Source organism: Anaerococcus faecalis, assembly GCF_013371425.1.
GTDB lineage: Bacteria > Bacillota > Clostridia > Tissierellales > Peptoniphilaceae > Anaerococcus > Anaerococcus porci.
Genome location: NZ_JABVBA010000004.1, coordinates 80,087 through 93,261, shown reverse-complemented (window position 1 = coordinate 93,261; position 13,175 = coordinate 80,087). Strand labels below are relative to the sequence as shown.

Annotated in this window: 15 protein-coding genes; 12 read left to right on the top strand and 3 right to left on the bottom strand. The window is 28.5% G+C overall.

What is annotated here, in order from left to right:
• The first annotated feature begins 316 nt into the window (after positions 1-316).
• Positions 317-1,543, top strand: coding sequence for a S1C family serine protease (locus tag HV819_RS05125; RefSeq protein WP_176269665.1), 1,227 nt, complete (start codon positions 317-319; stop codon positions 1,541-1,543).
• 181 nt (positions 1,544-1,724) lie between these two features.
• On the opposite strand, the gene HV819_RS05120 is transcribed toward HV819_RS05125, so the two are convergent.
• From HV819_RS05120 to HV819_RS05110, 3 genes are all read right to left on the bottom strand, one after another.
• Positions 1,725-1,958 carry an MDR/zinc-dependent alcohol dehydrogenase-like family protein gene (locus tag HV819_RS05120; RefSeq protein ID WP_216629210.1) on the bottom strand — a complete coding sequence of 78 codons (234 nt, stop codon included), beginning with the start codon at positions 1,956-1,958 and terminating at the stop codon, positions 1,725-1,727.
• Positions 1,959-2,057: 99 nt separating this feature from the next.
• Positions 2,058-2,507: an Rrf2 family transcriptional regulator gene (locus HV819_RS05115; RefSeq protein WP_154541667.1), complete on the bottom strand. Its 450-nt coding sequence runs from the start codon at positions 2,505-2,507 to the stop codon at positions 2,058-2,060.
• Positions 2,508-3,326 (bottom strand): nitroreductase family protein, encoded by an 819-nt coding sequence (locus HV819_RS05110; RefSeq protein WP_154541665.1) that lies wholly within the window; start codon positions 3,324-3,326, stop codon positions 2,508-2,510. It lies immediately after the preceding gene.
• Positions 3,327-3,964: 638 nt separating this feature from the next.
• Between HV819_RS05110 and ylxM the strand changes: the two genes are divergently transcribed.
• The 11 genes from ylxM to HV819_RS05055 all read left to right on the top strand — a co-directional run bounded on the left by ylxM (position 3,965) and on the right by HV819_RS05055 (position 13,003).
• The gene (gene ylxM, locus HV819_RS05105) at positions 3,965-4,285 is read left to right on the top strand and encodes a YlxM family DNA-binding protein (protein ID WP_154541663.1); all 321 of its coding nucleotides are present in this window, start codon (positions 3,965-3,967) and stop codon (positions 4,283-4,285) included.
• Between the two features lie 11 nt (positions 4,286-4,296).
• Entirely contained in the window at positions 4,297-5,637 is a 1,341-nt protein-coding gene (gene ffh / locus HV819_RS05100) for a signal recognition particle protein (RefSeq protein ID WP_154541661.1), read from the top strand.
• 14 nt (positions 5,638-5,651) lie between these two features.
• Positions 5,652-5,897 (top strand): 30S ribosomal protein S16, encoded by a 246-nt coding sequence (gene rpsP, locus HV819_RS05095; protein WP_154541659.1) that lies wholly within the window; start codon positions 5,652-5,654, stop codon positions 5,895-5,897.
• Between the two features lie 11 nt (positions 5,898-5,908).
• Positions 5,909-6,133, top strand: coding sequence for a KH domain-containing protein (locus HV819_RS05090; RefSeq protein ID WP_154541657.1), 225 nt, complete (start codon positions 5,909-5,911; stop codon positions 6,131-6,133).
• Positions 6,130-6,615: a ribosome maturation factor RimM gene (rimM, locus tag HV819_RS05085; protein ID WP_154541655.1), complete on the top strand. Its 486-nt coding sequence runs from the start codon at positions 6,130-6,132 to the stop codon at positions 6,613-6,615. Before HV819_RS05090 ends, rimM begins: the two co-directional genes overlap by 4 nt.
• The gene (gene trmD / locus HV819_RS05080; RefSeq protein WP_154541653.1) at positions 6,608-7,312 is read left to right on the top strand and encodes a tRNA (guanosine(37)-N1)-methyltransferase TrmD; all 705 of its coding nucleotides are present in this window, start codon (positions 6,608-6,610) and stop codon (positions 7,310-7,312) included. Before rimM ends, trmD begins: the two co-directional genes overlap by 8 nt.
• Positions 7,299-7,646, top strand: coding sequence for a 50S ribosomal protein L19 (gene rplS / locus HV819_RS05075; protein ID WP_154541651.1), 348 nt, complete (start codon positions 7,299-7,301; stop codon positions 7,644-7,646). Before trmD ends, rplS begins: the two co-directional genes overlap by 14 nt.
• 329 nt (positions 7,647-7,975) lie before the next feature.
• Complete coding sequence (locus HV819_RS05070) at positions 7,976-8,794, top strand: LicD family protein (protein WP_154541649.1); 819 nt, start codon at positions 7,976-7,978, stop codon at positions 8,792-8,794.
• A complete protein-coding gene (locus HV819_RS05065) occupies positions 8,784-10,280 on the top strand; it encodes a lipopolysaccharide biosynthesis protein (protein WP_176269664.1) in 1,497 nt (498 codons plus the stop codon). Before HV819_RS05070 ends, HV819_RS05065 begins: the two co-directional genes overlap by 11 nt.
• 127 nt (positions 10,281-10,407) lie before the next feature.
• Positions 10,408-12,153 (top strand): phosphotransferase, encoded by a 1,746-nt coding sequence (locus HV819_RS05060; protein ID WP_154541645.1) that lies wholly within the window; start codon positions 10,408-10,410, stop codon positions 12,151-12,153.
• Entirely contained in the window at positions 12,140-13,003 is an 864-nt protein-coding gene (locus tag HV819_RS05055) for an NTP transferase domain-containing protein (protein WP_154541643.1), read from the top strand. Before HV819_RS05060 ends, HV819_RS05055 begins: the two co-directional genes overlap by 14 nt.
• The last annotated feature ends 172 nt before the right edge of the window (positions 13,004-13,175 follow it).

Here is a 13,175-nt window from a genome sequence, read left to right as displayed (position 1 = left end):
TAAATTATATATGAAATTAAGCCATAGACATATTTATAATCATTTAGATATTTAGAATAAAAACTCGATAATATCATTTAAATTCAGTTTCTTATTTTTGTTTATAATTTTTTATTTATTATATGATGCCTTGTTTAAAATATCTAGTTACTAAAAAAATAAGTAGAACTTGAAAATAGGTATAAAACTAATATAATACTGATATGATTATATTTATTTATATATAATTTTAAATATGGATTTATATTATAACATATTATTTACATTTTTCTGTAACATAATATAATAAAAGTTTAATTAAATACAAGGAGGAAATATGAGAAAAAGATATAATGGTTCTGGTGGATTTTCTAATTTTTTATCAGGCCTTATAGGAGCTATTTTGGGTGGATTTTTAGTTTTTACACTCTTAGGTAGCTCTATTAAAAATTCCAATAATACCATAAAGAGTAATAATAGCAATGAAAAAGAAAGTGTTGTAAATATATCACCTAGTGATGATATGACTATGGAAAGAGCAGTAGTCGAGAAATCTATAAATTCTGTTGTAGGTATTACAACCAAGACTAAGGCTACACAAAATACTATTTTTGGTCCTCAAACAGGTTATGTTGAAGGAGTAGGCTCAGGTTCCATAGTAACTAAAGATGGTTATATTTTAACTAATTCTCATGTTGTAGATGATGGCGACGCTGGTGAGATAAATGTATTATTATCAAACAATAAGACTCTTCCAGCTAAGCTTATTTGGAATGACACCACACTTGATCTTGCTGTTATAAAAGTTGAAGAGAATAATCTTCCGGCTATTGCCTTAGGAGATAGTGATAAGGTTAAGGTAGGAGATAGGTCAGTTGCTATAGGAAATCCTCTAGGACTTGAACTCCAATCTACAGTTACAAGTGGCATAATATCAGGTTTAAATAGAACAGTATCATTCCAAAATGGAGCCCAAATGGATGGATTGATGCAAACCGATGCAGCTATTAATTCAGGAAATTCAGGTGGTGCACTTTTAAACAATAAGGGTGAACTTATAGGAATAAATACAGCAAAGGCAGGTAATTCTGATGGTATAGGTTTTGCTATTCCTGTTAATCTTGCAAAAACTGTTATAGATGAGATTTCGAAAACTGGTAAATTTAACTCAGTATATCTTGGTATAACTGGTATAAATCTTGACCTTTTACTTAAATCCAACAATATTGATGAGAAAAAGGTTGGGACAAGTGAAGGTGTATATATTCAATCAGTTTCCGATAACGCCAGTGATTATTTCCAAAAGGGTGATATTATAACTGCTATAGATGATAAAAAAGTTAAGGATATGTCATCACTTAAGAAAATTTTACTTAACTATAGGGTTGGAGATAGTGCGAATATTTCTGTTATTAGAAAAGGAAAAGAAGAAAAAATTGACTTCAAGTTCACCTTGGATTCATCAAGTCTTGATGAATATAAGGAAATAAAGCCTAAAGACAAAGAAAATAGTGAGAAAAATGAAGAAAATCAAGAGACACTTCCAGATTGGTTAAGACCTTAATAAAGACTCCTAGAAAGGCTGTCTGAATTAGGGATTAGAATGAAAACTTAATTAACTTAATAAGGAAACTTTAGGTCGAAAAATAAAAGGCTATGAGCATTCAAACTCATAGCCTTTTTGCTATTCAAAATAATATATCTAACAAGACCCTGACAGTATCTTGAATTAATTAGGAAGCTCTTCATCTCCTATTATATCCAAAACATAGTCTATATCCATTCAATACATCCACATAACTTTCTTTTTTATAATCAATAAATCGATCTACACCAAGTAACTTTACACGCTTCTCGTTATCAGTACTTATATTTGTATAAACCGTAAACCCCAGACTCTTTGCAATAGGAATTGCCATTGCTCCGAGGCTACCTGTACCACCTGAAATGAATATAGATTCACCTGCCTTGACACCCATAATTTCAAACTCTTACATTGCAGTCAGAGTTGTAAGTATATACTTCTCTAATCTCCAAATTTATTTCATGTTTATCATATCTATTCAAAACTATTGCTTTCATTTTATTTTCTTCAATTTTTTATTATTTTTGTTTGTATTCTTTCTCATGATATTTATACACTCATCCAGGGTAAATCCTGATAACTGCCTCTCAAGATTTTCTTCCATTTCTTGGAAGATACCTGATAGTACTGGTTTAATATTATGTCCCACAATACACTCATCATTTGGGTTCTGGTGGATATCAAAAAAGTGTGTCGCATTAGTTTGCATAACTGCTCTGTATATATCAAGCATAGTAATATCACTCGGTCTCTTATTTAAGGTAAATCCTCTAACTCCTCTGTGACCTTCTATGATTCCTGCTTTACTCAATCTACTCGTAAGCTTTCTGATATAACTGGCATTTGTGCCAACGCTATTTGCAATATGTTCTGAACTAATGGGTATTTCTGCCTCCGAAATTAAGATTAAAGTATGAATAGCAGATGAGAATTTAACATCCATTTAGTCCTCTAATTCATATGTTGCAATATATTCCGTATTTTTTGGAATTGTAAAGCCAGGGTCTTTTTGGATTATATTCCCCTTTAAACCTAGTTCTTCAGCTGCAATTTCAAAATGGCAAATTGCAATTCCAAGATCTACTTTCTGAATATCTCCTGTCTTTTCTTGTGCATATCCCTTTGTTTTCTCTTCGTAAAAATGAACTCTCTTTTCCTCTACAACAACCCTCCAAGGTTGCTTATTTGTTGCAGATGGTGATAGTCGTAACATTTGTAAAGGTATCAGCCAATGATTAGCTTCTGACTCTTTCAAAGGATTCTGAAAATCCCCTTTGAAAAACAGTTTTTCAAATAATACTCTATCATCTGACTTAAGTCCCTTTCTCATAAGATTTTCTCTTACAGAACGCTTTTTTGCGGCATATCCTATAGGCGATACTGCAGGCATAACTTCATCTTCTTTTAACTGCATTGCATTTTCGAACGCCTTTCTGTCAATAGTCCCAGCAAGCCATACTGTTGCTAGTCCTAACGATGTTGCAAAGAGGATAAACCTTTCAAAAGAATAACCAAACGCAATTTCCGCATTGAGCACTTTTCTATACTTTGCGGCTACATATGTGTTCTCCCCAATAATTACAGAACTACCAAGATTATGTTCTTTTGCGTCTAAGATTCGAAAATCAATTGGCACCTGAAATGGATTTTCAATTTGACCAATATATTTCTTTATATCATCCACCACTGAATCTGGAACCTTAATTTTATCATATGTTCGTACGCTAACTCTATTCTTTATTGTTTCTATTGAGAGTTTCATTTTTCCACATCCTTCTTATATTATATTAGTATCTGTATCTGATACAAATATAATACACCAGAAACAATTATATATCAAATTCTTTTTATAATAGAGAAAATAAATGTTGTATAGGTCAAACTTTTATGACACATACTCCATATAAGATATATACTAAGACCTAAATATAAACTACTAACATTGTCCCTAGTGACAATATCGTCTAATATCTGCTTTAATTGCTTTTAAAGTACATTCATACGGTACGTATTTTATATCCATTTGCACTTCTTAAACTGGATTTTGTATTTGTTTTATTTTTTGACTATGTTCCATCTTAAGAATCTACTACGCAAGAGTTATGGAGGCAAAAGCCGAGAAAAAAGAATTAAAAGTAGCATAAGATTTGGAAAAACACTAAAAAAAGCCGATTATTTACTTCGGCTTATTTGCCATGCGCTAATTTAATTACTCAAATAACCTGAAATTAATTTCAGGTTAAGCTTGACTTTTGTTAGCAGGTTTTCATTTGTATAATTAAAAAAATCAATGAATTTTCTATATATAAAACATTTAAAAGGGTCAGTAAAATATCTTGACAAGCTTTCTTTTATCTAGTATACTTTATAGGTCAAGAAAAATACTTGACGGGTGAGAATATGGAAAAATTAGTACAGGTTGCTCAATTATTTGACACTTATGGTTCATTACTAAATGATAAACAAAGAGATGTCATTAATTGCTACTACAATGAGGATTTATCACTAAATGAAATAGCTCAAAATAACAATAAATCAAAACAGGCAATCTCAGATATGATCCAAAGGTCTGTTGATAAATTATTTGAGTTTGAAAATGAACTTTCTTTATTAAAAAAGAGAAGTCTTTTGAGAGAAGATTTATCTTTGTTAAGAGAGTTGATCGAAAGTTCAAACAAAGAAGCTATTGATAAAATCGATGAGATGATAAATAAAATTTAGGATGTGAAAATATGATTTTTTCAAGTCTTTCTGAAAAATTGCAAGACACTTTAGGTAAACTTACAGGAAAAGGAAAATTAAGCGAAAAAGACATCGATAATGCAACCAGAGAAATAAAACTTTCTTTACTTGAAGCAGATGTTAATTACAAGGTAGTTAAGGAATTTATAAAAAAAATCAAAGAAAGAGCAATGGGTGAAGATGTCATGGGTTCACTAACCCCAGGACAGACAGTTATAAAGATTGTAAATGATGAACTTACAAATCTTATGGGAAAGGAAAATTCCAAGCTTGAGCTTACTGGTTCTACACCACATGTTGTTTTAATGGTAGGACTTCAAGGTTCAGGTAAAACAACCCACTCTGGTAAACTTGTTAAAAAACTTAAAAAAGAAGGTAGAAATCCACTTTTAGTAGCCTTAGATATTTATAGGCCAGCTGCCATTGAACAACTTAAAGTTGTAGGAAAGCAAGCTGAAGTTGAGGTTTTTGATAGGGGTAAACAAGATCCTATAAAAACTGCTCAAGAAGCTAAGGAATATGCAAGAAGAAATAACAATGACGTTGTCATCATGGATACAGCCGGACGTCTTCAAATCGATGAAGATTTGATGAATGAATTAAGAAATATAAAAACAAGTGTAAAACCTAATGAAATACTCTTGGTTGTTGATGCCATGGTTGGTCAAGAATCAGTAAATGTTGCAAAGACATTTGATGATTACTTAGATATTACAGGAGTAATATTGACTAAGCTTGATGGTGATGCAAGAGGTGGTGCTGCACTTTCTATAAGAGAAGTTGTAGGAAAGCCAATTAAATTCATAGGTACAGGAGAAAAACTAGAAGATTTAGAAGCCTTCTATCCTGATAGGATGGCATCAAGAATACTTGGTATGGGCGATGTCCTATCTCTAATAGAAAGAGCAGAAAAACAAGTTTCTTTAAAAGAAGCAAAAGAGCTTGAAGAAAAGATGCGAAATCAGTCCTATACTTTAGATGATTTTATTGAACAAATAAATCAAATAAGGAATATGGGGCCGCTTGAAGATTTACTTTCTATGATTCCAGGTGTCAATAATAAGATGCTTAAAAATGTAAATATTGATGACAGTGGATTTGTAAGGATTGAAGCTTTAATTTCTTCTATGACAAAAGAAGAAAGAGAAAAACCTGAGATAATTGGCAAAAGTCGTAAAGAAAGAATTGCTAAGGGCTCAGGTGTTGATATGAAAGAATTAAATCAACTATTAAAGCAATTTAAAGAACTTAAGAAAATGATGAAACAATTTACTAATATGAAGAAAAAAGGAAGAAAAGGTAAAAGAAAGTTTAATATGCCTTTCTTTTAATTATGGAGGTTATAATGGCAGTTAAAATTAGATTAAAAAGAATGGGACAAAAGAAAAGACCATTTTACAGAGTAGTTGTAGCAGATTCTAGAAGTCCAAGAGATGGAAAATTCATTGAAGAAATTGGTTATTACAATCCAATATCAGAACCAAAAGAATTTAAAATTGATAATGAAAAAGCTAAACAATGGATTAAAAATGGTGCAAAACCAACATCAATAGTTGAAAAGCTATTCAATGACAACAACGTTTTAGCTTAAAGATTAAAAAAATGAAAGATTTAGTCAAACTAATAGTCACAGAGCTTGTAGAAGATAAGGACTCTGTAGGAATAATAGTAGACGAAAATGATGGAGAAGTTGACATTAAAATTAATGTAGCTGAAAAAGACAAAGGAAGAGTTATAGGTAGAGGTGGAAATATTATAAATTCTATTAGAAATATAGCTCGTGCTTGTGCAGTTAAGGAAGATGTCAAAGTTAATATAAAAATATGAAAATAACTGTAGCAGAGATAATTAATACACATGGAATAAGAGGAAATCTTAAGATTAAATCATATTCAGATAATGAAAATAGGTTTAATAAGGACTCAAAACTTTTTTTAGATGATGAGGAAGTTGTTATTGAATCATCTTTTAAGCATAAGGGTAGTATTATTATAAAACTCAAGAACTATGATGATATTAATGAGGTAGAAAAGTTTATTGGACACGAACTTACTATCGATGAAAATGACTTAGAAGATTTAAATAATGGAGAGTATTATTTATTTGATTTGATAGGACTTAGGGTCTATGAAAACGGAGAGAAAATAGGAAGTGTGGTAGATGTTATAACAGGTGTTTATCCTAATGATATCTATGTAATAGAAAAAAATGGGAAAGAGGTATATTTTCCAGCCCTAAATGCTACAATTAAAAATATTGATTTAGAAAACAAAAAAATAGAAGTAGAAAACTTCAAAGATTATGAATAAGATAACTATACTTACACTATTTCCAGAAAGTTTTAAATTTTTAGAAAGCTATGGTGTAATAGGCAAGGCTATCCAAAAAGGACTTATTGAAATTAATGTTGTAAATATAAGAGATTATAGCAAGGACAAACACAACAGAGTAGATGATACAGTATTTGGTGGAGCAGCAGGAATGCTTATGAGGCCTGACCCTATATTTGATGCACTTATTGCTAATAAAACTTCAAAATCAAAAGTTATATATATGTCTGCAGCAGGAGAAATCCTAACGCAAAAATTAGCAATCAAATTCGCAGACTTTAAAGATATGGTAATCTTGTGTGGACACTATGAAGGAATAGATGCAAGAATTACTAATCACTATGTTGATTATGAAGTTTCGATAGGTGACTATGTACTTACAGGTGGTGAAATCCCAGCCATGGTACTTATAGATTCTCTATCTAGATTTATAGATGATGTTGTAGGAAAAAAAGAGTCCCTAGTTACTGATTCACACTATAATGGACTATTACAATATGATGAGTACACAAAGCCAAGAAATTTTAGAGGCTATCAGGTTCCAAGAGAGCTTATAAGTGGTAATCATAAACTAATAGAAGAATGGAAAAAAAAATCATCTCTTTTAAAGACTAAGAGAGTAAGAAAAGACTTATACGATAGATATATCAAGGAGGATCACGATGGAATTAATTAAAAAAATCGAAAATGAACAACTACGTGAAGATAATCCAGACTTTAGAGTTGGAGATACTATAAGAGTAAGCTACAGAATCAAAGAAGGAGATAAAACAAGACTTCAAGACTTTGAAGGTGTAGTAATTAAAATCAAAGAAGGAAATCTCGGAAAAACTTTCACACTTAGAAGACTTTCTTATGGTGTAGGAGTTGAAAGAACTTTCCTATATCACTCACCAAGATTAGAAGCATTTAAAATTGTTAGACGTGGTAAGGTAAGACGTGCTAAACTTAACTACCTAAGAGAACGTCAAGGTAAAGCTGCTAAGGTTAAAGAAAAAACAAATTATTAAGCTTATATCCAAAACCCCTTAATCTTACGAGAATTAAGGGGTTTTATAATGCTGAGAAATGTAGACAATTATAAATTTTTGTATCTTAAAACTTTTATTATTCACTTATATATTATTTTTTTAAGAAAGTCTTTATTAACTCAAGTTTAGTTTTCTATAAATGTTTATAAATCTAAGCTTATATTGAAATTATTAAGTAAATTTCCTATAATAAGGTATATAATGTAATATTTGAGTAAAATTATAGTTAAAATTTAATGTTAAGAATATTTTTATATTATTAATTGTAATATTGTAAATAATTAATAATAAATGTAGGAGACAATTTAATGAATAAAAAAAATGAATTGACTCATAGTCAAATCCAAGAAGAATTAATTGAACTTTTAAAAAAGACAGATGAATTTTTAAGAAAAAATGAAATAGAATATACTATTTCTTATGGAACTTTACTTGGAGCAGTTCGTCATAAGGGATTCATTCCTTGGGATGATGATATTGATATTTCTATGAAAAGATCTGAGTATAATAAATTTTTAAGTCTTTTAAGGAAAAAAAATGAAATAGAAGAAGGAATATCAGTCGAAGGAATTTGCCTAAACAATAACGAAATACCATTTTTAAAAATAGTAAATAATAATATCAAAGTTTGTGAAGAAATCAATGGTGGTTATAATGATGACTATTTGTGGATAGATGTTTTTCCAGTAGATTATGTACCTAATCACTTTCAAAAAATATTTTTTGCCATTATCTATAAATACTATAGAAAATTTTATTATTTTTCAAGATTTTATGAAAAGGGCTGGGAATCTCATGCAAAGAAGTGCTTAGCAAATAGTATATTAGCAAAATTTGCAAAAAGAAAAAACTCTTCTTACTATTCAAGAAAGTTAGATGAGTTTTCAGAATCTATAAAAGAATCAAAGTTTTTAGCTAATAATGTTTTTGGCACAAGTGGTGAAAAAGAGCTAGTTGATGCCAAATTATTTGATTCATATATAGATTATAACTTTGAAAATATAAAGGTAAGGGGAATAAAAGATTATGACACTTACCTTAAGGTAAATTATGGAAATTATATGGAAATACCACCAGCTGAAGATAGGATAACACATGGATTAAGAGCGTGGAAATATGAAGAATAGGATAACATTACTTAATTCCATCTCAGCTTTGCTTTTACAGGTTTTTACAATAATAAGTGGATTTGTAATACCTAAAATAATTCTCTTATATTTTGGATCTAGAGTTAATGGTTTGGTTTCATCTTTAACTCAATTTCTAAGTTATATTTCTCTTGTAGAAGGTGGTATAACAGGAGTTATATATGCATCACTATATAAGCCATTAATACAAAAGGATGAGAAGAAGATAAGCCGTATATTGGTGACAACTAATAAGTTTTATAAGACTATAGGTTTTATTTTTATAATATATTCTATAGTACTGGCTATTATATATCCAATATTTATAAATAAAGATTTTGGCTTTTTTTATGTATTTTTATTAACTATAGTTTTATCATTAACATTGTTTATTCAGTATATGTTTTCTCTGACATTAAAAACATTGTTGATAGCAGATAAGAAATTATATGTTATATCATTTACTCAAATTGGAATAATAATTTTAAACATAACATTTACTTATTTAAGTGCCAAGATATATCCAAATATTCACATCTTGAAATTTATTAGTGGATCAATGTTTTTATTACAACCTATAATGTATAGACGATATGTAAACAAGACTTATAATATTTCTTGGAATGAAAAATATGATAATGAATTATTAAAAGATAGGTGGAATGGCTTTGCAATAAATGTTGCAGCTTTTATCCATACATCAACAGATATAACTATTTTGACTTTATTTTCTAATTTAAAGTCAGTATCGATTTATTATGTTTATGCACTAGTTACAAATGGACTTGGAAGCTTAATAAATTCCATTTCTTCTGGAATAGAGCCTACTATTGGACAAGCCTATGCAAGGGGAGATTCTAAAGAATTAAACCAAAAGATGGATATGTATGAATTTATAATATTTTTTTTAGTAGGAGGTCTTTTTACAGTAGCAGCCTTGCAAATAACCCCATTTGTCATGCTATATACAAAAAATATCACAGATGCTAACTACTATAGGCCATTATTTGGCTATATGTTAGTATTATCAGAAGCCCTATACTTATTAAAATATCCACACTTAAGCCTAGCATATACTGCTAATAAATTTAAAGAAATCACTATTCCGGCATATTTAGAAGCAATAATAAATATTATTATTTCGATAATTTTGGTAAATAAGATTGGACTTTTGGGAGTAGCTATAGGTACAAGTTGTGCCATGCTATATAGGATGGTATTTCATGTTTATTATACTAAGAAGATATTAAAGAATAGAAAACAAAGAATATTTTATAAAAAACTTTTATCTATAGGAATAGCAACACTTATATCAATAGGAATTTCTAGTATAACTAAAATTGATGAGCCAACATTTATACATTTTATTATAGGAGCAGGGAAGGATAGTGTAATAGTTCTTGTAGTATACCTAATAACGGCAATTCTATGTTTTAGAAAAGAACTTAATTATATGCTTTCATATCTTAAGATAAAACATAAATAAAGCTTTATTACAATCATACATTATCAGTATCTTTACTGATTTTTACAAAAATATTTCTTAACAAAGACTAGTTTTACTAGCCTATATAAAATAAATTATTAATTAATAAAAGATAGTGAGGGAAATCATGGACAAAATAGAAATGGATATATTATTATCTATAAAAGATGTAGACTTTGTAAGTCAAGCAGATTTATCTAAAAGATGTGGATATTCACTTGAACTTGTAAATAAATCTTTAAAAAGCTTAATTAAAAAAGGACATCTTGATAAAAGATATAACTTATGTGATATGGCAAAAAAAGCAATTAAAAATAAGTCTCCCCAAAATGCCATAATTTTAGCAGCAGGCTTTGGAATGAGAATGGTGCCAATAAATAGCGATTATCCTAAAGCCTTATTAGAGATAAAGGGTGAAGTTTTAATTGAAAGAATAATTAGGCAGTTAAAAGAGATAGGAATAGTTGACATTTCTATAGTTGTTGGATTTTTAAAGGAGAAATTTGAATACTTAATTGACAAGTATGGTGTAAAATTAATAATTAATGAAGAATATAATATTAAAAATAATCTTCATTCCCTAAATTTAGCTAGTAATTTAATATCAAATACTTATATAATTCCTTCTGACATTTATTTAAATGAAAATTTATTTAGAAAAAACGAATTATATTCTTGGTATATGATTACTAATGAAAAAAATAAGGAAAGCAAAGTCAAAATCAATAAGAATGGTAAACTTATAAAAACAGATGATATAGGAAATACTATAATTGGTATTTCTTATCTAACGGATGAAAATTCTAAAAAATTAGTATCAAATATTAATAAAATGGATAAAGATAGTAAATATAATGATTATTTTTGGGAAGAAGCCCTATATGTTATAGATGAAATACCAATTTATGCTAGAGAAGTTGATCATAAGAAAGCAATAGAAATCAATACCTACGAACAACTTAGGGAGATTGATAGCACTTCAAATCATCTAAAATCTGATGCCATTGATACAATTACAAAGGCTTTAATTGCAAAAGAAGATGACATAAAAAATATAAAAATTTTAAAAAAAGGTATGACAAACAGGTCTTTTCTGTTTGAATGTAAAAATAAAAAATATATTATGAGAATTCCTGGTGAGGGTACAGACCAACTAATAAATAGAAAAGAAGAAGCAGAAGTTTATGATAAAATTAATGGTAGAGGAATTTGTGATAATATAATATATATAAATCCAGCCAATGGATACAAGATTACAGAATACTTAGAAGGATCAAGGGTATGTGATCCAAGCAATATAGATGATTTAAAATTATGTATGAAAAAATTAAAAGACTTCCACAAATTAAATCTAGAAGTTTCTCATGAATTTGATATTTTTAAACAAATAGATTTTTATGAAAGTTTGTGGCAAGGGAAAAAATCTATTTATAGAGATTATATGGAAACAAAAGAAAAAGTTTTTTCTCTAAAAGATTATATAGGTAAGCATATAGAAAGAAAAATCTTATGTCATATAGATGCAGTTTGTGATAATTTTCTTTTTACAAACACAAATGATTTAAGATTAATTGATTGGGAATATGCTGGTATGCAAGATCCAGATGTTGACATTGCTATGTTCTGTATATATGCACTTTATAATAATGAAGAAGTGGAAAGACTTATAGATATATATTTTGAAGATAAATGTCCTTTTGATACAAGGCTTAAAATATATTGTTATATAGCGGCTTGTGGCCTTTTGTGGAGCAATTGGTGTGAATTTAAGAAAAATCTTGGAGTGGATTTTGGAGAATATGCTATAGCTCAATATGCTTATGCTAAAGATTATTATAATTTATTTAAGGAAAAGGTAAATGAGGGTAGATAATGCAATAATACTTGCTGCAGGAATGTCGAGTAGGTTTGCTCCTTTATCCTTTGAAAAACCAAAAGCTTTAATAGAGGTAAAGGGTGAAATATTAATAGAAAGACAAATTAGGCAGCTAAAAGAAGCAGGTGTAAAAGAAATAATAATTGTAACAGGTTATAAGGCTGATAGGTTTTCATATCTTGAAAAAAAATTTAGTGTAAAGCTTGTTTATAATGAAGATTATCTTATTAGAAATAATAATTCTAGTATATATGCGGTTAGAGATTACCTAGGTAATTCTTATATATGTTCATCAGATAATTATTTTTTAGAAAATCCATTTGAGATAGAAGTTGATGATTCATTTTATTCATCAGTATATGTAGAAGGATATACTGATGAATGGTGTATTGATACTTTTGATGATGGATTGATTAAAAATGTAAAAATAGGTGGCAAAGATTCTTGGATTATGCTAGGCTATGTCTTCTGGTCAAATGATTTTAGCAAAAAATTCATTTCTATCTTAAAAGATGAATACGATAAAGAAGAAACTTTTGATAAATTGTGGGAGAGTATTTATATAGAGCATATAGATGATTTGAATATGTATATTCATAAACATCCTAAAAATATTATATTTGAGTTTGATAGTCTTGATGAACTTAGAGAATTTGATAATACATATATAAGCGATACTAGGTCTAATATAATAAAAAATATAGCCTTTAAATTAAAGACTAAAGAAAAAGATATAATAAATATAAGACCACTTAAGGATAAAAATAAGATTCAAATAGGCTTTACATTTGAAGCTAAGGATAAATATAGATATTATTATGGGAAAGATATACTAGAAAAGATATAATAAAAATCAAAGATTTAACTTGAAGATGACCCTTTTGGGTCATTTCTTTATATATTATAAACGTGATAATATTGCATAAATATATGTGAAATTATTTATATAATAAAAATGATAATTAGACTATAAATTAAAAGGGTAAAATATAAATAGTTATTGTTAAAAATTATACATC

What these genes read in the sequence shown, in the direction of transcription:
- rplS (WP_154541651.1), top strand. Translation starts at nt 7,299, where the DNA reads ATGGAATTAATTAAAAAAATCGAAAATGAACAACTACGTGAAGATAAT.
- ylxM (WP_154541663.1), top strand. Translation starts at nt 3,965, where the DNA reads ATGGAAAAATTAGTACAGGTTGCTCAATTATTTGACACTTATGGTTCA.
- HV819_RS05115 (WP_154541667.1), bottom strand. Translation starts at nt 2,507, where the DNA reads ATGGATGTTAAATTCTCATCTGCTATTCATACTTTAATCTTAATTTCG.
- rimM (WP_154541655.1), top strand. Translation starts at nt 6,130, where the DNA reads ATGAAAATAACTGTAGCAGAGATAATTAATACACATGGAATAAGAGGA.
- trmD (WP_154541653.1), top strand. Translation starts at nt 6,608, where the DNA reads ATGAATAAGATAACTATACTTACACTATTTCCAGAAAGTTTTAAATTT.
- HV819_RS05120 (WP_216629210.1), bottom strand. Translation starts at nt 1,958, where the DNA reads ATGGGTGTCAAGGCAGGTGAATCTATATTCATTTCAGGTGGTACAGGT.
- HV819_RS05060 (WP_154541645.1), top strand. Translation starts at nt 10,408, where the DNA reads ATGGACAAAATAGAAATGGATATATTATTATCTATAAAAGATGTAGAC.
- HV819_RS05125 (WP_176269665.1), top strand. Translation starts at nt 317, where the DNA reads ATGAGAAAAAGATATAATGGTTCTGGTGGATTTTCTAATTTTTTATCA.
- HV819_RS05055 (WP_154541643.1), top strand. Translation starts at nt 12,140, where the DNA reads ATGAGGGTAGATAATGCAATAATACTTGCTGCAGGAATGTCGAGTAGG.
- HV819_RS05110 (WP_154541665.1), bottom strand. Translation starts at nt 3,326, where the DNA reads ATGAAACTCTCAATAGAAACAATAAAGAATAGAGTTAGCGTACGAACA.
- HV819_RS05070 (WP_154541649.1), top strand. Translation starts at nt 7,976, where the DNA reads ATGAATAAAAAAAATGAATTGACTCATAGTCAAATCCAAGAAGAATTA.
- HV819_RS05090 (WP_154541657.1), top strand. Translation starts at nt 5,909, where the DNA reads ATGAAAGATTTAGTCAAACTAATAGTCACAGAGCTTGTAGAAGATAAG.
- ffh (WP_154541661.1), top strand. Translation starts at nt 4,297, where the DNA reads ATGATTTTTTCAAGTCTTTCTGAAAAATTGCAAGACACTTTAGGTAAA.
- rpsP (WP_154541659.1), top strand. Translation starts at nt 5,652, where the DNA reads ATGGCAGTTAAAATTAGATTAAAAAGAATGGGACAAAAGAAAAGACCA.
- HV819_RS05065 (WP_176269664.1), top strand. Translation starts at nt 8,784, where the DNA reads ATGAAGAATAGGATAACATTACTTAATTCCATCTCAGCTTTGCTTTTA.